The organism is Sphingomonas adhaesiva (assembly GCF_036946125.1).
GTDB lineage: Bacteria > Pseudomonadota > Alphaproteobacteria > Sphingomonadales > Sphingomonadaceae > Sphingomonas > Sphingomonas adhaesiva_A.
On record NZ_JAQIJT010000002.1, the window covers coordinates 928473 to 952390 of the forward strand.

A 23918-nucleotide genomic window follows, 5' to 3' on the forward strand; every position below is an offset into this window, starting at 1 on the left:
ATCCATGACGTCCACTTTCCCCGTTCTGCCGCTGCGCGATATCGTCGTCTTCCCGCACATGATCGTGCCGCTGTTCGTCGGACGCGACAAGTCGGTCGCCGCGCTGGAAGCCGCGATGGCGGCGGACAAGGAGATTTTCCTGGTCGCGCAGCTCGACCCGGCCGAGGACGATCCCGTGCGGGACGACCTCTACGGCGTCGGCGTGACCGCGACCGTGCTCCAGCTGCTGAAGCTGCCCGACGGCACGGTGCGCGTCCTGGTCGAGGGCAAGCAGCGCGCCACGCTGGAGACGCTGGATGAGGGCGGCGACTATCTGACCGCGGCCATCGCGCCGCTGGAGGACGCCGCGGTCGACGGGCCGGAGGTCGCCGCGCTGATGCGCTCGGTCGTCGGCCAGTTCGAGAATTATTCCAAGCTCAACCGCAAGCTGCCCTCCGAGCTCGCCGCGCAGCTGGCCGAGATCGAGGGCGCGTCGCAGCTGTCCGACAGCGTCGCGGGCAACATCCAGGTCAAGGTCGCCGAGAAGCAGGCGCTGCTGATGGAGGCCGATCCGGTCAAGCGGCTGGAGATGGCGTTCGCGCTGATGGAGGGCGAGCTGGGCGTCCTGCAGGTCGAGAAGAAGATCAAGAGCCGCGTCAAGCGCCAGATGGAGAAGACGCAGCGCGAATATTACCTCAACGAACAGCTGAAGGCGATTCAGCGCGAGCTGGGCAACGAGGGCGAGGAAGGCGAGGGCGACGAGATCGCCGAGCTGACCCAGAAGATCGCCACGCTGAAGCTGTCGAAGGAGGCGCGCACCAAGGCGACCGCGGAGCTGAAGAAGCTGAAGACCATGGCGCCGATGAGCGCCGAGGCGACGGTCGTGCGCAACTACCTCGACGTGCTGCTGGGGCTGCCGTGGGGGAAGAAGAGCAAGATCAAGAAGGATATCCCCGCCGCCGAGGCGATCCTGAACGAGGACCACCACGCGCTCGACAAGGTGAAGGACCGGATCGTCGAATATCTGGCGGTACAGGCGCGCACCAACAAGCTGAAGGGGCCGATCCTGTGCCTGGTCGGACCGCCGGGCGTGGGCAAGACGTCGCTGGGCAAGTCGATCGCCAAGGCGACGGGGCGCGAGTTCATCCGCCAGTCGCTGGGCGGGGTGCGCGACGAGGCGGAGATCCGCGGGCACCGCCGCACCTACATCGGCTCGCTGCCGGGCAAGGTCGTCACCAACCTGAAGAAGGCGGGCGCGTCCAACCCGCTGTTCCTGCTCGACGAGATCGACAAGCTGGGACAGGATTTCCGCGGCGATCCCGCCAGCGCGCTGCTGGAGGTGCTGGACCCCGAGCAGAATGCGAAGTTCAACGACCATTATCTGGAGATCGACATCGATCTGTCGGACGTGATGTTCGTGTGCACCGCCAATTCGCTCAACCTGCCGCAGCCGCTGCTCGACCGGATGGAGATCATCCGGCTGGAGGGCTATACCGAGGACGAGAAGGTCGCGATCGCCGAGCGCCACCTGACCCGCAAGCAGATCGAGGCGCACGGGCTGAAGCCGGGCGAGTTCGAGCTGACGACCGACGGGCTGCGCGCGCTGATCCAGCGCTACACCCGCGAGGCGGGCGTGCGGACGCTGGAGCGCGAGATCGCCAAGCTGTGCCGCAAGGCGCTGCGCCGCATCCTGGAGGGCAAGGCCGAGAGCGTGACGGTCACGCCGGACAATCTGGCCGAGTTCGCGGGCGTGCAGAAGTTCCGCCACGGCCTGTCCGAGACCGAGGACCAGATCGGCGCGGTCACCGGCCTCGCCTGGACCGAGGTGGGCGGCGAGCTGCTGACGATCGAGAGCGTGACCGTGCCGGGCAAGGGGCAGGCGAAGGTCACCGGCAAGCTGGGCGACGTGATGAAGGAGTCGGTCCAGGCGGCCTATTCCTTCGTCCAGGCGCGCGCGCCGACGTTCGGGATCAAGCCCAGCGTGTTCCACCGCAAGGACATCCACATCCACCTGCCCGAGGGCGCGGTGCCCAAGGACGGGCCGTCGGCGGGCATCGGTCTGGTGACGTCGATCGTGTCCACGCTGACCGGCATCGCGGTGCGCAAGGAGGTGGCGATGACCGGCGAGGTGACGCTGCGCGGTCGCGTGCTGCCGATCGGCGGATTGAAGGAAAAGCTGCTCGCGGCGCTGCGCGGCGGGATCACCACCGTGCTGATCCCCAAGGAGAACGAGAAGGATCTGGCCGAGATACCGCAGAACATCCGCGACGGGCTGCGTATCGTGCCGGTGGCGCATGTCGACGAAGTGCTGGCGCTGGCGCTGGTGCGCGCGCCGGAGGCGATCGACTGGACCGAGGCGGACGAGCTGGCGGCGCTGCCGCCCGCGCCGATCGCCCCGGTGGGGGGCGAACTCCACCATTGATCCACGTTATATCGGGGTGAAACGATCGCCGCCGCGCCTGCCACGGGCGCGGCGGTTTCGTTTGACTCAGGCACCCGCGCTCGCCTTTACTGAGAGGATGCGGGCCGTCGTCCGCGAATCCATCACGAACACGTAACGTTACTAACAAACGGGGTCTTTCGGCATGAACAAGCAGGAACTGATCGCGCATGTCGCGACCGCCGCCGGGCTGGGGAAGAGCGAGGCGAGCCGCGCGGTCGAGGCGGTGTTCGACACCATCTCCGCGAGTCTGAAGAAGGGGGATGAGGTGCGGCTGGTCGGTTTCGGCACGTTCGCGGTCAGCAAGCGCAAGGCATCGACGGGCCGCAACCCGCGCACGGGCGAGCCGATGACGATCAAGGCGTCCACCCAGCCGAAGTTCAAGGCGGGCAAGGTGCTGAAGGATTCGCTGAACTGAGGTCGATTTTGGGGGTGGACAGGGTCGCGGTGCTCGCCTAGAGGCCCGCTTCCGATCATGATCGGGCGCGTAGCTCAGCGGTAGAGCACACCCTTCACACGGGTGGGGTCACAGGTTCAATCCCTGTCGCGCCCACCATATCCGACAGACCCCGCCGGTGCGAGCCGGCGGGGTCTTTCCGTCGTGCCGATGATCGCCGGCCGGTCATGCGCCCCCGTCGTTCGTGCCGAGGAGGCGTCGAGCGACGTCGAGAGGCCGTATCGAAGCACGTGGGCAACGCCTGCCCTTCGAGACGGGCCTTCGACAAGCCCAGTCCCTCCTCAGGGCGAACGGGGGTCAGGCGAGGACGAAGGCGTTGGCAGGAGGGCTATGCTCACCCGTCCAGCTGCTTCACCGCGGCGTTCCACTTGGCCACGTTGTCGCGCGCTTCCTGGACGAAGGCGGAGCGCTTCGCGATGCCCAGGAAGAGGTCGGCGAACCATTTGCCGGGGCGGCGCAGCGGGCGTTCGAACTGGATCAGCAGCACGACGCGGGTGCCGGCGGTGTCGTTCCACACTTCGTGGTCATAGGTGTCGTCGAAGACGAGCGTTTCGCCCTCCGCCCAGCGCACGACGCGGTGGTCGACGCGCATCCGCACGTCGCCGTCGCGCGGCACGATGAGGCCCAGGTGGCAGGTGATGAGCCCCTTTGACACGCCGCGGTGCGCGGGGATGTGCGTGCCGGGGGCGAGGATCGAGAAGAAGGCGGTGTTGAGCCCCGGAATACGCTCGATCACGGCGCGCGTCTGCGGGCATTGCGCGAGGTTCTCGTCGATCGGATAGCCGTAGCCCCAGAGGAAGAACGACTTCCACTTGCCCACCTCCGCGATGGCACGGTGATCGGGCGAGATGGTGGCGAGGCTGGGCGCGGCGTCCCCGACCAGCGCGACGGCCTCCGCCTCGGCGCGGATCGCCTCCCAGCGCGCGCGCAGCTCCGCGGTCCAGGCGAAGGTGCGCACGTCGAGCACGGGATCGTTGGACACCAGCGAGGAACCCGCGATCAGCCGGTCGAACACGCCGCGCAGATGCTTGCCGACGCGGATGATGAGCGGGCGGCCCGGCTCCGCCTGCAACGCGGCCCGCGGTGCACCCGGCAGGGTGAGGGTGGCGTGGGGTTGCTGGGCCATATCGGATCCTTCGCGCGTGCCGGCCTGTCGTCGCCCGGCATCCTTTCCCCAGCCGCTAGAACGGTTTCGCGACCAAAACGTGGCAGGTTGCGGGCACGTCGGGGCAGGGACGGCGGGTCAGGGAGGGGCAGAGCGGGCCGCCGGGTCAGGGAGGGACGTTGCGGGAGGGAGCGTTTCACGCACCCCCGGTTGCCGCCGCCCCGGCGCGCCCTTACAACGGCGCCATGGCCCTATATCCGCGCGTGCTCGGCAAGCCGCTCGCCTTCCTTCTCCTCTCGTCGGTCGCCCTGCCGCTCGCGGCGGCGCCGCAGCGCAAGGCTTCCGCCGCCGCCCCGGTCGCGCCGCCGCCGGCCCTGCTCCAGGTCGACACCTCGCCGTGGCTGTTCAAGGGATCGGACATCCCGCCCGATCCGGCGTGGCATTTCGGCACGCTCCCCAACGGCCTGCGATATGCGGTGCGCAAGAACGGCGTGCCGCCGGGGCAGGTCGCGGTGCGCGTGCGGATCGATGCCGGGTCGCTCTATGAAACCGACGCGCAGCAGGGATTCGCGCATCTGATCGAGCATCTGTCGTTCCGGGGATCGAAATTCGTCCCCGACGGGGAGGCGAAGCGGGTGTGGCAGCGCTTCGGCGCGACGTTCGGATCGGATTCCAACGCATCGACCACGCCGACCCAGACGGTCTACAAGCTGGACCTGCCCGGCGCGACCGAGGCGAAGCTGGACGAGAGCCTGAAGATCTTTTCCGGCATGATGGCGCAGCCGGCGATCACGACGGCGGGCCTGGCGGCCGAGCGGCCGGCGGTGCTGGCGGAGCAGCGCGAGGCACCGGGGCCGCAGGTCCGCTACGGCGATGCGATCCGGCAGACGTTCTTCGCGGGGCAGCCGCTGGCCGAGCGGTCGCCGATCGGGACGATCAGGACGCTGGAGGCGGCGACCCCGGAGGCGGTGCAGGCGTTTCACGACCGATGGTATCGCCCGTCGCGCGCGGTGGTCATCATCTCGGGCGATATCGATCCGGACGTCGCGGCGCGGCTGATCGTCAAGAATTTCGGCGGATGGCAGGGCAAGGGCGCCGATCCGGCCGATCCGGATTTCGGCAAGCCGGGCGGGCAGGGCCCCTCGACGAAGACGATCGCGGAACCCTCGCTGCCGCCGCTGGTCGCGACCGCGGTGCTGCGTCCGTGGGTCTATCGTGACGATACGATCATCTTCAACCAGAAGCGGCTGGTCGACTTCGTCGCGATGCGGCTCATCAACCGGCGTCTGGAGACGCGCGCGCGCGCCGGGGGCAGCTTCCTGCAGGCTTCGGTCAGCCTGGACGACGTATCGCGCTCGGCCAACGGCACCTTCACCAACATCGTGCCGATCGGCGACGATTGGGAGGCGGCGCTGAAGGACGTCCGCGCGGTGATCGCGGATGCGATGGCTACCCCGCCCACGCAGGGCGAGGTCGACCGCGAGCTGGCCGAATTCGACGCCGCGATGAAGAACGAGGTCGATACCGCGCGGGTCGAGGCGGGCGCGAAGCAGGCCGACGACATGGTCCAGGCGCTCGACATCCGCGAGACGGTGGCGGGGCCGAAGACGAGCTACGACATCCTGCAACAGGCGAGGGCGAAGGGGATGTTCACCCCCGCCGCGATGGTCGAATCGACCAACCGGCTGTTCAAGGGCGATGCGACGCGCGCGCTGCTGAACACGCGCACCGCGGATGCGAGCGCGGCGACAAAGCTGGCCGCGGCGCTGACCGCGGACGTGTCCAGGCTGGCGGGGAAGCGGACGCAGCAGGCGGCGGTCGATTTCTCGCGCGTGCCCAGGCTGGGCGCACCGGGCAAGGTGACGGCCAAGGCGACGGTGGGCGATCCGCCGATGGAGACGGTGACGTTCGCCAACGGGGTGCGCGCGCTGATCTACGCCAATCCCTCGGAGACGGGGCGCGTCTATCTGCGCGTGCGGTTCGGGCGCGGGTATCAGGCGCTGCCCGGCGACCGGCCGACCCCGGCGTGGGCGGGGGAAACCGCGCTGGTCGCGAGCGGGATCGGGACGCTGAACCAGGGCGATCTGGATCAGCTGACCACCGGACGCCGCATGGGGCTGGACTTCGACATCGGCGACGACGCATTCCTGTTCGGCGCGCAGACGACGCCGGGCGACTATGCCGACAATCTGACGCTGATGGCGGCGAAGCTGGCCGCGCCGCGCTGGGATGCGGCGCCGGTGGTGCGCGCGCGGGCGGCGATGCTGGCGGGCTATGCCGGGTTCGACAGCTCGCCCGACGGCGTACTGGCACGCGATCTGGAGGGGCTGCTGCGCGACGGCGACCCGCGCTGGGGCGTGCCGCCGCGCGCGCAGGTCGAGGCGCTGACGCCCAAGGACTTCCGCCAGCTGTGGGAGCCGCTGCTGGCGACCGGGCCGATCGAGGTCGACGTGTTCGGCGACGTGAAGGCGGACGAGGCGATCGCGGCGGTGGCGAAGAGCTTCGGCGCGCTGAAGCCGCGCGCGGCCGGCGCGATCTCGCCGTCGCCGATCCGCTTCCCGGCGCATGTCGAGCAGCCGGTGATCCGCACGCATGACGGCGACGACAACCAGGCGGCGGCGGTGATCGCCTGGCCGACCGGCGGCGGCTCGGCGGGCCATGCGGAATCGCGCGCGCTCGACGTGCTGGCGGCGGTGTTCGCGGATCGGCTGTTCGACCGGCTGCGCTCGGTCGCGGGGGCGAGCTATTCGCCGAGCGCGCAGAGCCAGTGGCCGGTGGGACTGGACGCGGGCGGGCGGCTGGTCGCGATCGGCAAGGTGGCGCCGGACAAGGTGCCGCTGTTCTTCCAGCTGTCGCGCCAGATCGCGGCCGAGCTGGTGTCGACCCCGATCGGCGAGGACGAGCTGCGCCGGACGATCGTGCCGATGCTGCAATATATGGCGCGGGCGTCGTCGGGGAACCAGTTCTGGCTGATCCAGACCTCGGGCGGGACGTTCGATCCGCAGCGGATCGAGGCGAGCCAGAGCATCGTCGGCGACATGACGGCGATCACCCCGGCATCGTTGCAGGCGACCGCGGCGAAATATCTGCGGCCGGAGAAGGACTGGACGATGGCGGTGGTGCCGAAGGGGAAGGCGGCGGAATAAGGGGGATTACGTCCTGCGGACCGTGCTCCTGCGCAGGCAGGAGCCCAGAGCCAGGCAGAGCGACGTCGGTTGCGACCGACAACCCTGGGCTCCTGCCTGCGCAGGAGCACAGTGTGAGTTTACCGGGACGGACCGTTCGTTCGAAGACCGTCAGACGAAAAAGGCGCCCGGGGTGAGCCGGGCGCCCTTTTTACGGGCGGCGACGCGGCGGAGCCGCGTCGTCGGTCCACGCTGTGCCAGGCCGGCCGGCAGCGCGTGTGGCGCGGTGCGCCACCCGCCGCCGGCACGCCGGCGTCACGCGCTGTAGTACATATCGAATTCGACCGGGCTCGGGGTCATTTCCCAGCGCGCCACTTCCGACCACTTCAGCTCGATATACGCCTCGATCTGGTCCTTGGTGAACACGTCGCCCTTCAGCAGGAAGTCGTGGTCGGCCGACAGCGAATCCAGCGCCTCGCGCAGCGACGCGCAGACGGTCGGGACTTCCGCCAGCTCGGCCGGCGGCAGGTCATACAGGTTCTTGTCCATCGCCTCGCCGGGATGGATCTTGTTCTGGATACCGTCCAGGCCCGCCATCAGCAGCGCGGCATAGGCGAGGTAGGGGTTCGCCATCGCGTCCGGGAAGCGGACCTCGACGCGCTTGCTCTTCGGGCCGGTGCCGTACGGGATGCGGCACGAGGCCGAGCGGTTGCGCGCCGAATAGGCGAGCAGCACCGGCGCCTCGTAACCCGGGACCAGACGCTTGTAGCTGTTGGTCGTCGGGTTGGTGAAGGCGTTGATCGCCTTGGCGTGCTTGATGACGCCGCCGATGAAATACAGGCAGGTTTCGGACAGGCCGGCATAGCCGTTGCCGGCGAACAGCGGCGTCTTGCCTTCCCAGATCGAGAAGTGCGTGTGCATGCCCGAGCCGTTATCTTCCTTGATCGGCTTCGGCATGAAGGTCGCCGACTTGCCATAGGCATGCGCGACCTGATGCACGACATACTTGTAGATCTGCATGCGGTCGGCGGTCTGCGTCAGCGTGCCGAAGGTCAGGCCGAGCTCGTGCTGCGCGGCGGCGACCTCGTGGTGATGCTTGTCGCAGGGCAGCCCCATCTCGATCATGGTCGAGACCATCTCGCCGCGGATGTCGACCGCGCTGTCGACCGGGGCGACAGGGAAATAGCCGCCCTTGGCGCGCGGACGGTGGCCCAGGTTACCGCCCTCGTAGTCGCGGCCGGTGTTGGTCGGCAGCTCGATATCGTCGATCTTGAAGTACGAACCCGCGTAGTTCGTGTCGAACTGCACGTTGTCGAACATGAAGAATTCGGCCTCCGGGCCGACATAGACGGTGTCGCCGATCCCGGTTTCCTTGACGTACGCCTCGGCGCGCTTCGCGGTGGTGCGCGGGTCGCGGGCATAGCCCTCGCCGGTCGACGGCTCGACGATGTCGCAGAACACGATCAGCATCGGCGTGGCCGAGAAGGGATCGGTATAGACCGCGTCCAGATCCGGCTTCAGGATCATGTCGGACTCGTTGATCGCCTTCCAGCCCTCGATCGACGAACCGTCGAACATCAGGCCGTCGGTCCACTCGTCCTCGCCCATGACCGAGGCGACCATGGTGAGGTGCTGCCACTTGCCCTTGGGATCGGTGAAGCGCAGATCGATCCACTCGATCTCTTCTTCCTTGATCTTCTTAAGAACGTCTGCGGCCGTGTTCGCCATGGTGCTCTTTCCTTGAGTAACCCCGACACGCGCCGGGGCTTTGCCGTAACCAGGAAACCCCGGCGGATGCCGGGGGGATGAAAAACGGGGTGGTCGCGATCAGATCGCGTCGTCGCCGCGCTCTCCGGTGCGGATGCGCAGCGCGGTTTCGACCGGGATGACGAAGATCTTGCCGTCGCCGATGCGCCCGGTCTGCGCGGCGGCGGCGATCGCCTCCACCACGCGTTCCGCCAGACCGTCCTCGACGACGACCTCCAGCTTCACCTTGGGCAGGAAATCGACGACATATTCGGCGCCGCGATACAGCTCCGTATGCCCCTTCTGCCGACCGAAGCCCTTCGCCTCGGTGACGGTGATGCCGCTGACGCCGATGTCGTGAAGGGCTTCCTTCACCTCGTCCAGCTTGAACGGCTTGATGATCGCTTCGATCTTCTTCACGCGACGGACGCCCCACCCAGGATCATGTTCGGATACCCCCACGAGTACCTTGCACCGACCGTGCCAGCCGACGTGCAGGAGGGCAAGGTGTCGAATCGCGCGGTAACGGAGGTTAAGGATTGCCTAAGGATTGGGCATGGCGCGGGGGGCTGCCGGTTTTGGGGGCAGGTACTCCTGCCTGTCCCGTCACCCCGGCCTTGAGCGGGACCCTTGCAAAACGGGCGCAACGGCATCGAGCCCATGGTGCAGCCTTTTGCAAAGGCCCGGCCTTGGGTTGGGGTCCCGCTTCTTCATTGCCGGCGAGAGAAGCGGGACCCCGGGTCAAGCCCGGGGTGACGGACAAGGGGAACCCTACTTCTTCGCTGCTCCATCCTTCAGGTTCGCGCGGGCCCAGCGCGCTTCGTCGATGACGTAGTGACGGATCGACTGCGCCTGTTCGGGGGTCATGACGCGCGCGAAGCTGACCATGCCGCGATCCTTGAGCGCGCCGTCGATCAGGATCGATTTCCACGTGTCCGCATCCGCCAGCACGGGCGAGTTCTGGAGGTTGGGCAGGACGCCGCCACCTGCGGCGCTCGCGCCGTGGCAGACCTGGCAATAGCGGCCGAACAGCAGCTTGCCCTGGGCGACCTGCTGCGGCGCCGCGGTGTCGGTCGGCAGCGGAACGGGCGCGGCGGGGGAGGCGCCGGGGGCGGGCGGCAGCTTCGCCGCGCCGTCGAGCGCGAAGACCAGCAGGCGCGGGCGGTTGGGCACGTCGCGCGCCTTGCCGATGGCATAGCCGATCGACAGCGGCAGCGCGCCGCCGCGTCCGGCGAGGACGGCGACATATTGCTTGCCGTTCACCAGATAGGTCGCGGCCCCGGCCATGATCCCGGTGCCGGCGGGGAAGGAGAACAGCTGCCTGCCCGTGTCCGCGGCATAGGCGCGGAACTCGCCGAGCGCCGTCCCCTGGAAGACGAGGTTGCCCGCGGTCGCCATCGTGCCGCCGTTCCACGGCGTGGGATAATCGACCTTCCATCGCGGCTTGTTCGCGACCGGGTCCCAGGCGACGAGCGAGCCGGTCGCGCCGGTGGTCGCCGCCTTCACCGCGGCGGCGTCGCGCGGGTACATGGCGTTGCCCAGATCCTGCCCGACGTTGAAGCCGATCGGCTTCGCCTGATCGAGCGGAGAGGACGGGTTGAGATAGGCCGCGGCCACCGACTGTGCCGGGATATAGGCGAGCCCCGTCTGCGGCGAGAAGCTCATCGGCTGCCAGTTATGCGCCGCGATCGCGGAGGGGACCGCCAGGAAGGGCTTGCCGGTGCGATAGTAGCGCGCCTCCGGATGCTCGATCGGGCGCCCGGTAGACAGGTCGTAGCCGCTGGCCCAGTTGACGCCGGGAATGAACTGACCCGCGTTGATGAGCTTCCCGTCGGTGCGGTCGACGACGTAGAAGAAGCCGTTCTTGGGCGCCTGCATCAGCACCTGCCGCTTCTGCCCGCCGATCGTCAGCGTGGCGAGGTTGATCGGCTGCGTCGCGGTGAAGTCCCACGTCTCGCCCGGCGTTTCCTGATAGTGCCAGACATATTCGCCCGTCTCCGGCTTCAGCGCGACGATCGAGGAGAGGAAGAGATTGTCGCCCTGGCCCTCGCTGCGCAGGCCGTGGTTCCAGGGCGAGCCGTTGCCGACGCCCAGGTACAGCTGGTCGAGCTCCGCGTCATAGACGATCGAGTCCCACACGGTGCCGCCGCCGCCCGACTGCTTCCACTGGCCGTTCTTCGACCAGGTGGGGGCGACCTTCGCCATCGCCGCGTCGCTGGCCGCGCCGTCCTTCGCCCCCGAAGGGTTGGGAACGGTGTAGAAGCGCCATTTCTGCGCGCCGGTCTTCGCATCGTACGCGGTGACATAGCCGCGCACGCCGAACTCCGCGCCGCCGTTGCCGATGACGACCATGTCCTTCACCACGCGCGGCGCGCCGGTTATCGTATAGGGCCTGGCATTGTCGGTGGTCTGAACCGACCAGTTCGGGGTGCCGGTCTTCGCATCCAGCGCGATCAGCCGGCCGTCGAGCGTGCCGAGAAACAGCTGCCCCTTCCACGCGGCGACACCGCGGTTGACGACGTCGCAGCACGCCTGCACGCCCTTTTGCGGATCGACTTTGGGGTCGTAGTCCCACAGTTTCTTTCCCGTCGCGGCGTCGAAGGCATAGACCTTCGACCAGGGGCCGGTGACGAAGAGCTTGCCGTCGATCACGATCGGCGTGGCTTCCTGTCCGCGTGCGTCGGGCATGTCGGCGAACCAGGCGAGGCCGAGCTTCGACACGTTGCCGGCGTTGACCTGCGTCAGCGGGGAGAAGCGCTGCTCCTGATAGTTGAAGCCGGTCATCGCCCAGTCGCTGCCGTCGCCGCCGGTGGTCAGCAACGCGGCGTCGACCTTGCCGACGCCGGTGCGATCGACCTGCTGCTCCGCCTGCGCGGCGTCGGGTGCCTTCGCACCGCTGCATCCCGCCACGCCCAGCACGACCGCCAACAGCGGCACGCCCATGTTGCGCATAGTCTCTCCTCTTCCCCGCCCGGATGTTCCGGGTCCGGTAAGCACACTGACTTACCCCGGCGAGGTTGGGAAGGGGGCGGTGGCACTTTGGTAAGGCGCACATGCTAATCGCGCCGGCATGGCCAGTTTCTCTATGCGATGGATGGGCGCGGCGCTGCTGCCGCTGATGGTGACGGGATGCGGGGGCGGGGACGGCGGCTCCGGCAGCGGCGGCACGACGCCGGTCGTGGTCGCGCCCGCGCCGACCCCGTCGCCCACGGCCTCGGCGACCGCGCCGGCGCCGTCACCCTCGCCCTCGCCATCGCCGAGCGGGACGACCGTCGCGCCGTTCCCCGCCGCACCGGCGGCCCCGGCCAGCTGGAACGCGGGCGTCGCGGCGCTGTATGCGACCGCGCCGGACGTGCCGAACTGCCGCGCGGGCGTGCTGAACGCGAGCGTCAGGGCGGACGTGCTGACGCGGCTGAACGCACTGCGCGCGATCCATCACCTGCCCGCGGTCACCTATGCCGATGCGGACGAGGAGCAGGCGACGCAGGCGGCGCTGCTGATGGCGGCGAACGGCAAGCTCGACCATTTCCCGACCTCCGCCTGGACCTGCTATACCGAGAACGGGCGCAAGGGGGCGGGGAGCAGCAACCTGTACGGCGGGCTGATCGCGTCCAATCTCGCCTTCTACAGCGAGGATGCGTATCTCGCGGGGTGGATGATCGAGACGAGCAATATCGTCGCGAACAATGTCGGGCATCGGCGCTGGATGCTCGATCCGTTCCTGGGCAGGATATCCTACGGACGCGTCGCGCAGCTGCTGTCGGACGGACGGCGCACCGATGCGTCCGCGCTGAAGGTGTTCGATTTCGCGGGCGGCGTGCCGGCGCCGGGGTCGCTGCCGGCGTTCGTGGCCTATCCGCAGGGCGACTATCCGGCGCGCTATTTCGATCCGCGCGCGCTGCTGTCCTTCTCCGTCATCGCGGATGCGACGCAGCGCGGGGGCGCGAACGCGACGGTCAATTTCAGCGCGGCGACGGTGACGGTGAAGGCGGGCACGACCACGCTGGCGGTGTCGAACATCACGTTCGACAATGTCGGCTACGGGCTGCCCAACAACATCCAGTTCAACGTGGCGGGGCTGCAGGACAACGTCACCTACGAGGTGACGGTCGCGAACGTGACGGTACGCGGGGCGGCGAAGAGCTATACCTATACGTTCAGGACGGTGGGTTGAGGCACCTCGATCTGTCGGCGGTGACGGACTAGTACGGCGGCTGGTGGAGCCCCGCGGGCGAGGCGGTGAAGATTTCGCAGCCGTCCTCGGTGATGCCGATCGAATGTTCGAACTGCGCCGATAGCGAGCGGTCGCGCGTCACCGCGGTCCAGCCGTCGTCGAGCAGCTTCACGTCGGGGCGGCCAATGTTGATCATCGGCTCGATCGTGAAGATCATCCCCGGGCGCAGCTCGGGCCCGGTGCCGGGGCGGCCGACATGGACGACCTCGGGCGCGTCGTGGAACAGGCGACCGACGCCGTGCCCGCAGAAATCGCGCACCACGCCGTAGCGATGCGCCTCCGCATGCCGCTGGATCGCGTGCGCGACGTCGCCCATGTGGTTGCCGGGCTTCGCCTGCTCGATACCGAGCATCAGGCATTCGTAGGTGATGTCGACCAGCCGCTTCGCCTTCAGCGGCACGTCGCCGATCAGGTACATGCGGCTGCTGTCGCCGTGCCAGCCGTCGACGATCGGCGTCACGTCGACGTTGACGATGTCGCCCGACTTCAGCGGCTTGTCCGACGGGATGCCGTGGCAGACGACATGGTTGATCGAGATGCAGCTGGAATGGGTGTAGCCGCGATAGCCCAGCGTCGCGGGCACGCCGCCGCCCGCCAGCACGAAATCGTAGATCAGCCGGTCGATCTCCGCGGTGGTCACGCCGGGGACCATATGCGGCACCAGCATGTCGAGCGTCTCCGCGCACAGCCGCCCCGCCTTGTGCATGCCGGCGAAGGCGTCGGCGCCGTACAGCTTGATGGCGCCGTTGCGCGCGAGCGGCGCATCGCTGGTGACGGTCACATATTCGGTCATGACGGGCGATATAGCGTGACGCCGCGGCGATTGCGAGGTTATGCCGTCCCCCATGCAGACCGAACGCATCTGGACCGCCGCGCTCGTCGTCATCGGCGACGAAATCCTCTCCGGGCGCACGCAGGACAAGAACGTCGCGCAACTGGCGCAATGGCTCAACGTCCAGGGCATCCGGCTGGCCGAGGTGCGCGTGGTCGCGGACCGCGAGGAGGCGATCGTCGAGGCGGTCAACACGCTGCGCGCGCGCAATGACTATCTCTTCACCACCGGCGGGATCGGGCCGACGCACGACGACATCACGGTGGACGCGATCGCTGCCGCGCTGGGGGTGGGCGTGACGCACCATCCGGCCGCGGTCGCGGTGCTGGAGCGCTATTATGCGACGCGCGGCGGCGTGACCGACGCGCGGCGGCGGATGGCGCGCGTGCCCGAGGGCGCGGATCTGATCGAGAATCGCGTCAGCGGCGCGCCGGGGATCCGGATCGGCAACATCTTCATCATGGCGGGGGTGCCGCACATCACCGCGGGGATGCTCGATGCGCTGACCGGCACGCTGGAGGGCGGACGCCCGGTGGTAAGCCGCACGATCGGCTGCTGGGTCGCGGAAAGCGAGATCGCGGACCTGCTGCGCACCACGGAGAAGGCGCATGAGGGGGTGGCGATCGGCAGCTATCCCTTCTTCCGCGAGGGGCGGACCGGGGCCAATTTCGTGGTGCGCTCCCCCGATCAGGCGCAGGTGGATGCGTGTATCGCCGATCTGACCGCGGGTCTGGAGGCGGCGGGGCATCGGACGACCGACGGCGGGATCTGATGCGGACGCACCGATATGCGGTGCGCACGGTGTGGACCGGCGATCGCGGCGAGGGGACCGCGACCTATCGCGGCTATGCGCGCGATCACGTCATATCGGCGACGGGGAAGGAGGACATCGCCGCCTCCTCCGACCCCGCTTTCCTGGGCGATCCGGCGCGGTGGAACCCGGAGGAGCTGCTGGTAGCGTCGCTGAGCGGGTGCCATCAGCTGTGGTATCTGGCGCTCTGTGCCGAAGCCGGTGTGGTGGTGGTGGCGTATGAGGACGCCGCCGAGGGCGAGATGCTCGAGGAAGCGGGCGGTGCGGGGCAGTTCGTGTCGGTCACGCTGCGGCCGCGGGTGACGATCGCGGCGGGTGGTGATGCGAATGTGGCGATGGCGCTGCACGAAAAGGCGCATGCGATGTGCTTCATCGCGCGGTCGGTAGCGTTTCCGGTCGGGTGCGAGGCGGAAGTGGTGCTCGCTGAGTAGGACGTCACCCCGGCCCGAGGCTGGGGTGACGGTGGTGGGTTGGGTTTGGCCATTGCCCCCAACTCCGTCATCCCCGCGGGGGCGCGGATCCAGACGCGCAGGTCCTGGCAAGATCCGGAACGTCAGAGGTTATGGATTCCCGCCTCCGCGGAAATGACGATGGGGCGGGTGGGGCGGTGGTGACCGCCCCACCTCTCATCAGAAGCCGCGGCGCAGCGTCACGAACCACTGGCGCGGGGCGCCGGCGAGCAGCGTCTGGTTGTCGCCGCTCGCCGTGTAGCCGTTGGTGCCGATGGTGGAGATGTACTTCTTGTCGGTCAGGTTGGTCACGCTGCCCTCGATCGCGAAGCCGCGGAAGAAGCCGAAGCCGTCGCCGAAGCGGAAACCGATGCTGGCGTCGACCAGCACGCGGCCGGCGACCGACTGGTCGTTGAGGTAGGTGAAGTAGCGCTTCGACATATAGTCCGCGCCGACGCGGCCGAAGACGCGGCTGTCGTCATAGACCAGCTCGCCCTTCGCCATGTGCTCGGGCGTGTCGACCACGGTGCGGCCGCGGGTGGCGGTCAGGACGGCGCCGGCGGCGTTGACGACGTTGTCGCGGTAGGTCGCCTTGTTATAGGAATAGCTGGCGAAGGCGGTCAGCGGTCCCATGATGCGGTAGAAGGCCGAGAGTTCGCCACCATAGCTCTCCACGTCGCCGGCGTTGTTGAGCGTGGGCGGGTTGCCCTGGATGCCCGAGCCGTTGGCGAAGACGAGCAGCCGGTCGGAGAAGTCGATGTAATAGCCGACCGCCGACAGCTGCAGCCCGCCGCTGCGGATGCGGACACCGCCCTCGACCGTCTTCGACGTCTCGGGGCGCAGCGTCGAGCGGATCGCGTCGAACCCGACCTGCGTGATCGCGAACGGACCCGAGGTGGCGGACGACACGAAGGCGCGCATGTTCTCCGAATAGCTGGCGAACAGCTCCGCGCCGCCGGCCAGGTCGTATACCGCGCCGACCTGCGGCAGGAACCAGTCGCGCGCGCGGATCCGGCCCGACACCAGCGCGCCCGTGAGCAGGGTGGCGGTATTGTCCACCTGCATCCCCTTCCACCCGCCGGTGAGCGTCAGCTGGCCGAGCTTCAGCGTGTCGGCGACGTGATACTGGACGGTATCGGTGTCGTAATTGCCGTTCCACTGCGTCGCGAACGGGTTCGACTGGAAGTCGCGCGCGTTGCGGTTCGGCGTCGCGGCACTGGTCATGCCGTAGAAGCGGCGCGCCTGGAGGAAGGTGTTCGTCTCCAGCCACGCACCGACCTCGAGCCGGTTGGGGCCGGTCTCCAGCGCGACCGAGGTCGTGTTGCCGGCGCGGCGGATGCGATATTCGGTGGTGCGGAACGACAGCGGCGACGCGGCGGCCAGCGGCTGGCCGTTGGCATCGGGGGCGCCCGCGGGGGTGGGGACATAGGGCGTGATCCACGAACCCTGGCCCTTGTTGCGGTGGATGTAGCTGGTCGACACCACCGACAGCATGTCGTTCAACCACGCGTCGACGGTGAACCCGCCGAGCCAGTCCTGCCGCACGCCGGCGGCGTCGTAATAGACGTCGTCGACGGTGCCGATCCCGGTCGGCAGCGCGGTGCCCGACTGGTACGCCTGCCCGATGCGGAGCGCGAGCGGGTAGTCGTTGCTGATATTGTCGTTGTTCAGCCCGCGACGACGGATGATGTCGTAGCTGAGGTCCTGATAGTCGTTCTCGCGCCGGTCGGAGAAGTTCACGAAGGCGGTGATCGCCCCGCGCCCGCCCAGATCCTTCATCAGCTTGCCATTGGCCTGATGCTGGATCTGCTTGCCGAATCCCTTCCACTTGTCGGTCTTCAGGAAGCCGTAGCTGAGATAGCCCTTGAGGCCATCGGCGATGTCGCCGCTGTCGGCGCGGACGAAGGCGCGGTACGTCTCGTCGCTGCCATAGGTGCCGCTGGCGACCAAGTCGGCGACGTCGGACGGCTTGCGGCTGACGAACTGGAGCGTGCCGCCCAGGTTGCTGGTGGAGGCGGTGCCGAGCGCGCCGGCGCCCTGCGCCACGGTGGTGCTGGCGATATTCTCCGAGATGATCGCGCGGCTGATGTGCAGGCCGTTGACGTTGCCGTAGCTCATGTCGCCCAGCGGCACGCCGTCGAGCGTGAAGCCGAGCTGGTTCTGGTTGAAGCCGCGCAGCGAGATGCGGGTCGACCATTCGTAGGCGCCGAAGGCGTCGGCCGACTGGAAGTTGACGCCCGGCAGCTTCGATACCGCCTTGAGCGGCGAGGTGCCGGGCGTGAGGCGCTCCAGATCCGCGGCGGTGACGGTCTGCACCTGACGCGCCTGGCCGAAGCCGAGCACGACGATGTCGCTGCCGTCCTCGGGGATCGGCTGGTCTGGCGCGGTACGGTCGATGTCGGCGGCGGTGGCGGGTGCGGGCGCGTCCTGCGCGAGCGCGGGCTGGGCGGCGGCGGCGAGCAGCATGGCGGCAAGCGATGAGGCGGCACCGGCGAGCAGCGTGAACTTCGACGTCATGATGGTTGATCCCCCTGTGTCGGGGGCGCCCTGCCGCACGGTCGGGACAGCGCGATGACGCTTTGGTTGCGGATCGGCGACATGGGTGTCGCGGAATTGTCACGGGGCGATCCGTTACCCCGGAGCCCGACCCGGGGTCCCGCTGCTCGATCGTGGTGCGTAGCAAGCGGGACCCCACCTCAAGGCGGACATTTGCAAAATGGATGCAACAGCGCCGCGTACCGGCCGTGCAGACTTTCGCGAAGGTCCCGCTCAGGGCCGGGGTGACGGACGGTGCGACGCAACGAAAAGGCCGCGGCGCCCCCCGGTGCCGCGGCCTCCTGCGCCGATACGGGATCGGCAAACTGGTCAGGCGACCGCGACGGCCTCCTCGGGCTCGCGCAGGACATAGCCGCGGCCCCACACCGTCTCGATATAATTCTCGCCGTCGCACGCCATGCTCAGCTTCTTGCGCAGCTTGCAGATGAAGACGTCGATGATCTTGAGTTCGGGCTCGTCCATCCCGCCGTACAGGTGGTTGAGGAACATTTCCTTCGTCAGCGTGGTGCCCTTGCGGAGCGAGAGCAGCTCCAGCATCGCATATTCCTTGCCGGTCAGGTGGACGCGTGCGCTGTCGACCTCGACCGTCTTGGCATCCAGATTGACCGACAGCTTGCCGGTGCGGATGACCGACTGCGAATGCCCCTTCGACCGGCGGACCACGGCGTGGATGCGCGCGACCAGCTCGTCGCGGTGGAACGGCTTGGTCACGTAATCGTCGGCGCCGAAGCCGAAGCTGCGCACCTTCGAATCCATCTCGTTGATGCCCGACAGGATCAGCACGGGGGTCTGCACGCGGGCGACGCGCAGCTTCTTCAGCACGTCGTAGCCGTGCATGTCCGGCAGGTTGAGGTCGAGCAGGATGATGTCGTAATCGTACAACTTGCCCAGATCGAGGCCTTCCTCGCCCAGGTCGGTCGAATAGACGTTGAAACCCTCGGTCGAGAGCATGAGTTCGATGGCCTTGGCCGTCGTCGGCTCGTCCTCGATCAGCAGCACGCGCATGGCCGGTCGTCCCCTGGTTCGCGAATGAGGCGGCCCCGCCGCCCAATCACCCGATTCATTTACCAAACTGCATCTGAACGCAAAAGGTTAATTCGCGATTAATCGAGCGTCGGGATGTCGTCGCCATCGACCGGCGCGCCCACGCTCTCCCTGGGTGTCCCCTTCGAGGTGAACAGCGTGCGTTCGCGCGAACGCGGTATGTCCTCGCCCAGCACCTCGCGCAAGTAGAGGCTGCGCACCAGCGTGAAGCCGACGACCAGGATGCCGCCCGAAAAGAAGATGCCGAACAGCCCGAAGACCGCGCCGGTGCCGATGATCGCGAACAGGCTGAGCGCCGGCGGAATGGCGATGACGCGGCCGGTGACGACGGGGGTGACGAAATTCGTCTGGACGATCCGCACGATCGCGAAGACCGCGAGCGCCCAGAGCAGGGTCTGCGTGCCGTCGGTCGCGGCGAGGCCGAGCGCGGGGAGCATCGCGGCGACGGGGCCGACATAGGGGATGAACTCGCTCAGGCCCGTCAGCAGCCCCAGCAGCGCGGCGGAGGGGACCCCCGCGATCCACAGGCCGATGCCGACCATCGTCCCCATCGCGGTCATCTGGATCAGCTGCGCGCGCAGCCACAGCAGCAGCGTCGAGGCCACGTCGCCGAGCGCATCCTCCACCGCGGCGCGCTTCGACGGGGGGATCATCAGCAGGAACCCGCGCTCGTAGATCTTCGGGTCGACCGCGAAGAAGATCGCGCCGAAGAGGACGAGGAAGGTGTTGAGCAGCAGCTCGCCCGCGCCGCGCGCGATCTCCCCGATGTCCTGCGCGACGCGGCTGCCGGCGAAGGCGGCCTGCACCGCATCGGCGACCTTCGCGCCGACCGGGCTCTGCGACATGTAGCCGTCGAGCTGCTGAAGCAGGCCGGGCAGCGCGATGACCAGCGTGTTCACCTGCGAGCGGAACTCGACCCCGAAGAGCCAGAAGAGCAGGCCGAGGAAGGCGAAGAGGCTGACGATCGCGGCCCCCATCGCGCGTTTCTCGCCCAGTCGCAGCCTGGTCGCGTAGATGTCCGCGACGGCGTGGATGACGATCGCGATCAGGATCGAGCCGAAGGCGAGGATCAGCAGGTGGCGCGCGAAATAGAGTGCGGCGACGATCGTGACGATCAGGACGATCCACAAAACGCGCCGCACGAAGCGCGCATCCGCCTCGTCAGGGGTCAGCCGGTTCATGCGCGCGGTGCGAGGGCGGAATGTTTCACATCGGCAACAACGCGCGGGAGGGAAAAGGTTGCGTCGTCTCCGTGCTCCTGCGTGCGCGGGGACACGGGGTCATTCCCCCGTTTCGATCAGGGTCACGCCGTGATCGTCGCACAACTGCCGCAGGCCGGGGTCGACGAGGCGGTCGGTCACCAGCCAGTCGACCATGTCGAGCCGCCCGATCCGGACCGGGGCGGCGCGGCCGATCTTGCCGGCGTCGGCGACCAGGATGACGCGGCGCGCGTTCTTCACGATGGTCTGCGTCACCTGCACCTCGTCGACCGAGAAATCGAGCAGGCTGCCGTCGTCGGGATCGATCGCGGAGGCGCCGATGATGGCGAGGTCGACCTTGAACGTCGCGATGAACTGCATCGCCAGCGCACCGACGACCGCGCGGTCGCCGCGGCGGACCTGACCGCCTACCACGACGACGTCGATGTCGGGGCGCCCGTCGAGCTGGTCGACGACGTTGAGGTTGTTCGAAATGACCATCAGGTCGCGGTGCCGGACGAGGTGCGCGGCGACGGCCTCCGTCGTGGTGCCGATGTTGACGAAGAGCGACGCGCCGTTGGGGACGAGCGCCGCCGCCGCCGCGCCGATCGCGGCCTTCGCCCCCGTCGCGACGGTTCGGCGCGCGGCATAGTCGATGTTGTCGATCCCGGAGGTGACGACCGCGCCGCCGTGGACGCGCGACAGCATCGCGCGGCGGGCGAGCTCGTTCAGGTCCTTGCGTATCGTCTGCGGCGTCACCGACAGGCGGCGGGCGAGGTCGTCGACCTCGACGCTGCCCGCGGCGCGCGCCCATTCCAGGATTTGGCGGTGGCGGTCGGTGTCGCTCATGCCGCCAGGTAGCGCGCGATCGCCTCGGCTGCGCCCGCCGGGACGTGGAGACCGAGCTTGCTGCGGCGATAGAGGATGTCCTCCGCGTCGCGCGCCCATTCGTTGGCGGCGAGCCAGTCGACCTCGCGCGCGTGCAGCCCGGCGCCGAAATCCTCGCCGAGATCGGCCGGGGTGCGGGCGTCGCGCAGGATGTCGGGGGTCGTCGTGCCATAGGCGCGGGCGAGGCGACGGAGCAGCGCCGCCGGCATCTGCGGATAGCGGGCGGCCAGCGTGGCGAGGTAGCCGGCGAAATCCATGTCGGGCATGTCGCCGCCCGGCAGCGTCGCGCCCGCGGTCCATGCCGGGCCCGCGGCGGGAAAGAAGGGGGCGAGCTCCTGCATCGCATGCTCGGCGAGCTTGCGATAGGTCGTGATCTTGCCGCCGAAGATGCTGAGCATCGGCGCGTTCTCGTTCGCGCCCTGCGGCCCCTGGTCGAGGTCGAGGACATAGTCGCGCGTGACCGCGGACGCATTCGCGGCCTTGTCGTCGTAGAGCGGGCGGATGCCGGCATACGTCCATTTGATGTCTGCCTGGGTGGGCGCGCGATCGAAGTAGCGCGCGACCGTCTCCAGCAGATAATCGGTTTCGTGCCGGGAAATCCGCGCCTTGGCCGGAGCACCCTCCCATGCCTCGTCGGTGGTGCCGACCAGCGTGAAGTCGCCCTCGTAGGGGATGGCGAAGACGATGCGGCGGTCGGGGTTCTGGAGCATGAAGGCGTGGTCGCCCTCGTACAATCGCGGCACGACGATATGGCTGCCCTTCACCAGCCGGACGCCGCGGTCGTCGCGCGCGTGGGGCACGCGGCCGAGCACGTCGGCGACCCACGGGCCGGCGGCGTTGACGAGCGCGCGGGCGGTCACGGTACGCTCGCCATCGGCATCGGCGATCGTCGCGGCCCAACCGCCGTCGGCGCGTCGCGCGTCGACCAGCCGGGTGCGGGTCAGGATCCGCGCGCCGCGGTCCGCGGCATCGCGCGCGTTGAGAACGACGAGGCGGCTGTCCTCCACCCAGCAGTCCGAATAGACGAAAGCGCGGCCGTCGTCCTTCAGCCCATGCCCGCGCTCATCGCGGCCGAGGCGGATCGTCTCGGTCGCGGGCAGCTTTTCGCGGCCGCCGAGATGGTCGTACAGGAACAGGCCGGTGCGGACCATCCAGGCGGGGCGGGGCGAGTTGGTCTGCGGCAGGACGAAGCGCAGCGGCCAGATGATATGCGGTGCCATCCCCCACAGCCGCTCGCGCTCGATCAGCGCCTCGCGCACCAGCCGCACCTCGCCATATTCGAGATAGCGCAGGCCGCCGTGGATCAGCTTCGTCGATGCTGACGAAGTATGCGCGGCGAGGTCGTCCTTCTCCACCAGCATGACCGACAGGCCGCGGCCGACCGCGTCGCGCGCGATCCCCGCGCCGTTGATCCCGCCGCCGACGATCAGCAGGTCCGTATCGAATTGCGTGCTCATGAAAACGAATATGGGCGCTTTCGAACGAACTTTCAAACGAAACTGTTGACGTTCGTTCGTGCGCTCGCGACAAGCGGCGGCGAACGAAGGAGAGCGCGCGTGGCCAAGACCCATATCCTGGCGATCGATCAGGGAACGACCTCGACCCGCGCGATCGTCTTCGACTGCGACGCGCGCCCGGTGGCGACCGCGCAGACCGAATTCGCGCAACATTATCCCGAGGGCGGGTGGGTCGAGCACGACCCGGAGGACATCTGGCGCGACACGCTGGACGTCGCGCGCCAGGCGATCGCGGAGAGCGGGGTCGGCGCGGCGGGGATCGCCGGGATCGGCATCACCAACCAGCGCGAGACGGTGGTGGTATGGGACCGCGCCACCGGGGAGCCCATCCACCGCGCGATCGTGTGGCAGGACCGCCGCACCGCCAGGCGCTGCGCCGAGCTGAAGGCCGAGGGGCACGAGGCGATGGTGCGCGCGAAGACCGGGCTGCTGATCGACCCCTATTTCTCCGCGACGAAGCTGGCGTGGATCCTGGACCATGTGGACGGCGCGCGCGCGCGGGCGGAGGCGGGCGACCTGGCGTTCGGGACGATCGACTGCTTCCTGCTGTGGCGGCTGACCGGGGGCGCGGTGCATGCGACCGACGTGACCAATGCCGGACGTACGCTGCTGTACGACATCCGGGCGCAGCGATGGGACGAGGAACTGTGTTCGTTGTTTGCGGTGCCGATGGCGATGTTGCCGTCGGTGGAAGACAATGCGCACCTGTACGGCGAGACGGCGGACGGCCTGTTCGACGCCGCGATCCCGATCGCGGGGATGGCGGGGGACCAGCAGGCGGCGCTGTTCGGGCAGGCGTGCTTCGCGCGCGGGATGGCCAAGTCGACCTATGGCACCGGCTGCTTCCTGCTGCTCAACACCGGGGACGAGGCGATCGAGTCGGAGCACCGGCTGCTGACGACCCCCGCGTACCGGCTGAACGGCCGGATGACCTATGCGCTGGAAGGATCGATCTTCGTCGCGGGCGCGGCGATCAAGTGGCTGCGCGACGGGATCGGGGTCATCACCCATGCCCGCGAGACCAACGACATGGCGACGACGGTGCCCGACAGCCACGGCGTCTATATGGTGCCGGCGTTCGTCGGGCTGGGCGCGCCGCACTGGGACCCGGACGCGCGCGGCGCGATCTTCGGGCTGACGCTGGGGGCGACGCAGGCGCATCTGGCGCGCGCGGCGCTGGAGGCGGTCGGCTACCAGACCAAGGACCTGACCGACGCGATGATCGCGGACGGCGGCGCGGCGCCGGCGATGATCCGCGTCGATGGCGGCATGGCGGCAAACGACTGGTTGTGCCAGTTCCTGGCCGACCTGCTCGACACCGCGGTGGAGCGCCCGCTGCATCTGGAGACGACCGCGCTGGGGGCGGCATTCCATGCCGGGCTGGCGACGGGGGTGTGGAAGGACCTGGACGCGCTGAGCGAGACATGGACGCGGGAGGATTGCTTCGAGCCGCGGATGGAGGCGGCGCAGCGCGATACATTGGTGGCGGGATGGCATGCTGCGGTCGCGAAGACGCTGACGGGGGCGTAGGGGTAC

17 protein-coding genes and 1 tRNA gene are annotated in these 23918 nt (G+C 68.5%); 8 read left to right on the plus strand and 10 right to left on the minus strand.

Annotated features, from left to right (window positions below):
* Nucleotides 1-4 precede the first annotated feature (4 nt).
* The 3 genes from lon to PGN23_RS10725 all read left to right on the plus strand — a co-directional run bounded on the left by lon (nucleotide 5) and on the right by PGN23_RS10725 (nucleotide 2975).
* On the plus strand, nucleotides 5-2401 hold the full coding sequence (gene lon / locus PGN23_RS10715; protein ID WP_335302864.1) for an endopeptidase La: 2397 nt from the start codon (nucleotides 5-7) through the stop codon (nucleotides 2399-2401).
* Between the two features lie 163 nt (nucleotides 2402-2564).
* Nucleotides 2565-2837, plus strand: a complete 273-nt coding sequence (locus PGN23_RS10720) for an HU family DNA-binding protein (protein ID WP_335302865.1) — start codon at nucleotides 2565-2567, stop codon at nucleotides 2835-2837.
* A gap of 63 nt (nucleotides 2838-2900) precedes the next feature.
* A tRNA-Val gene (locus PGN23_RS10725) sits at nucleotides 2901-2975 on the plus strand.
* Nucleotides 2976-3210: 235 nt separating this feature from the next.
* Here PGN23_RS10725 and PGN23_RS10730 read toward each other — a convergent pair.
* Nucleotides 3211-4002: an aspartyl/asparaginyl beta-hydroxylase domain-containing protein gene (locus PGN23_RS10730; protein WP_335302866.1), complete on the minus strand. Its 792-nt coding sequence runs from the start codon at nucleotides 4000-4002 to the stop codon at nucleotides 3211-3213.
* 224 nt (nucleotides 4003-4226) lie between these two features.
* Between PGN23_RS10730 and PGN23_RS10735 the strand changes: the two genes are divergently transcribed.
* A complete protein-coding gene (locus PGN23_RS10735; protein ID WP_335302867.1) occupies nucleotides 4227-7127 on the plus strand; it encodes a M16 family metallopeptidase in 2901 nt (966 codons plus the stop codon).
* A 294-nt stretch (nucleotides 7128-7421) separates the two neighbouring features.
* On the opposite strand, the gene glnA is transcribed toward PGN23_RS10735, so the two are convergent.
* The 3 genes from glnA to PGN23_RS10750 all read right to left on the minus strand — a co-directional run bounded on the left by glnA (nucleotide 7422) and on the right by PGN23_RS10750 (nucleotide 11804).
* Nucleotides 7422-8834: a type I glutamate--ammonia ligase gene (gene glnA / locus PGN23_RS10740; protein WP_335302868.1), complete on the minus strand. Its 1413-nt coding sequence runs from the start codon at nucleotides 8832-8834 to the stop codon at nucleotides 7422-7424.
* Between the two features lie 99 nt (nucleotides 8835-8933).
* Entirely contained in the window at nucleotides 8934-9272 is a 339-nt protein-coding gene (locus tag PGN23_RS10745; protein ID WP_335298941.1) for a P-II family nitrogen regulator, read from the minus strand.
* A gap of 351 nt (nucleotides 9273-9623) precedes the next feature.
* Complete coding sequence (locus tag PGN23_RS10750; RefSeq protein ID WP_335302869.1) at nucleotides 9624-11804, minus strand: PQQ-dependent dehydrogenase, methanol/ethanol family; 2181 nt, start codon at nucleotides 11802-11804, stop codon at nucleotides 9624-9626.
* Between the two features lie 118 nt (nucleotides 11805-11922).
* Between PGN23_RS10750 and PGN23_RS10755 the strand changes: the two genes are divergently transcribed.
* Nucleotides 11923-13026 (plus strand): CAP domain-containing protein, encoded by a 1104-nt coding sequence (locus tag PGN23_RS10755; protein WP_335302870.1) that lies wholly within the window; start codon nucleotides 11923-11925, stop codon nucleotides 13024-13026.
* A gap of 28 nt (nucleotides 13027-13054) precedes the next feature.
* On the opposite strand, the gene map is transcribed toward PGN23_RS10755, so the two are convergent.
* Nucleotides 13055-13879, minus strand: coding sequence for a type I methionyl aminopeptidase (gene map, locus PGN23_RS10760; RefSeq protein ID WP_335302871.1), 825 nt, complete (start codon nucleotides 13877-13879; stop codon nucleotides 13055-13057).
* A gap of 52 nt (nucleotides 13880-13931) precedes the next feature.
* Between map and PGN23_RS10765 the strand changes: the two genes are divergently transcribed.
* On the plus strand, nucleotides 13932-14690 hold the full coding sequence (locus tag PGN23_RS10765) for a competence/damage-inducible protein A (protein ID WP_335302872.1): 759 nt from the start codon (nucleotides 13932-13934) through the stop codon (nucleotides 14688-14690).
* On the plus strand, nucleotides 14690-15160 hold the full coding sequence (locus PGN23_RS10770; protein ID WP_335302873.1) for an OsmC family protein: 471 nt from the start codon (nucleotides 14690-14692) through the stop codon (nucleotides 15158-15160). Before PGN23_RS10765 ends, PGN23_RS10770 begins: the two co-directional genes overlap by 1 nt.
* A gap of 198 nt (nucleotides 15161-15358) precedes the next feature.
* On the opposite strand, the gene PGN23_RS10775 is transcribed toward PGN23_RS10770, so the two are convergent.
* The 5 genes from PGN23_RS10775 to PGN23_RS10795 all read right to left on the minus strand — a co-directional run bounded on the left by PGN23_RS10775 (nucleotide 15359) and on the right by PGN23_RS10795 (nucleotide 22322).
* Complete coding sequence (locus tag PGN23_RS10775) at nucleotides 15359-17695, minus strand: TonB-dependent receptor (RefSeq protein WP_335302874.1); 2337 nt, start codon at nucleotides 17693-17695, stop codon at nucleotides 15359-15361.
* Nucleotides 17696-18043: 348 nt separating this feature from the next.
* Nucleotides 18044-18739 (minus strand): response regulator transcription factor CtrA, encoded by a 696-nt coding sequence (gene ctrA / locus PGN23_RS10780; protein WP_335302875.1) that lies wholly within the window; start codon nucleotides 18737-18739, stop codon nucleotides 18044-18046.
* 98 nt (nucleotides 18740-18837) lie between these two features.
* Nucleotides 18838-19959, minus strand: a complete 1122-nt coding sequence (locus PGN23_RS10785; protein WP_335302876.1) for an AI-2E family transporter — start codon at nucleotides 19957-19959, stop codon at nucleotides 18838-18840.
* Between the two features lie 99 nt (nucleotides 19960-20058).
* Entirely contained in the window at nucleotides 20059-20826 is a 768-nt protein-coding gene (locus tag PGN23_RS10790) for a DeoR/GlpR family DNA-binding transcription regulator (RefSeq protein WP_335302877.1), read from the minus strand.
* Nucleotides 20823-22322, minus strand: a complete 1500-nt coding sequence (locus PGN23_RS10795; RefSeq protein ID WP_335302878.1) for a glycerol-3-phosphate dehydrogenase — start codon at nucleotides 22320-22322, stop codon at nucleotides 20823-20825. The genes PGN23_RS10790 and PGN23_RS10795 overlap by 4 nt, the downstream gene beginning before the upstream one ends.
* 99 nt (nucleotides 22323-22421) lie before the next feature.
* Here PGN23_RS10795 and glpK point away from each other — a divergent pair, with 99 nt between their 5' ends.
* Entirely contained in the window at nucleotides 22422-23912 is a 1491-nt protein-coding gene (gene glpK, locus PGN23_RS10800; RefSeq protein ID WP_335302879.1) for a glycerol kinase GlpK, read from the plus strand.
* Nucleotides 23913-23918 lie beyond the last annotated feature (6 nt).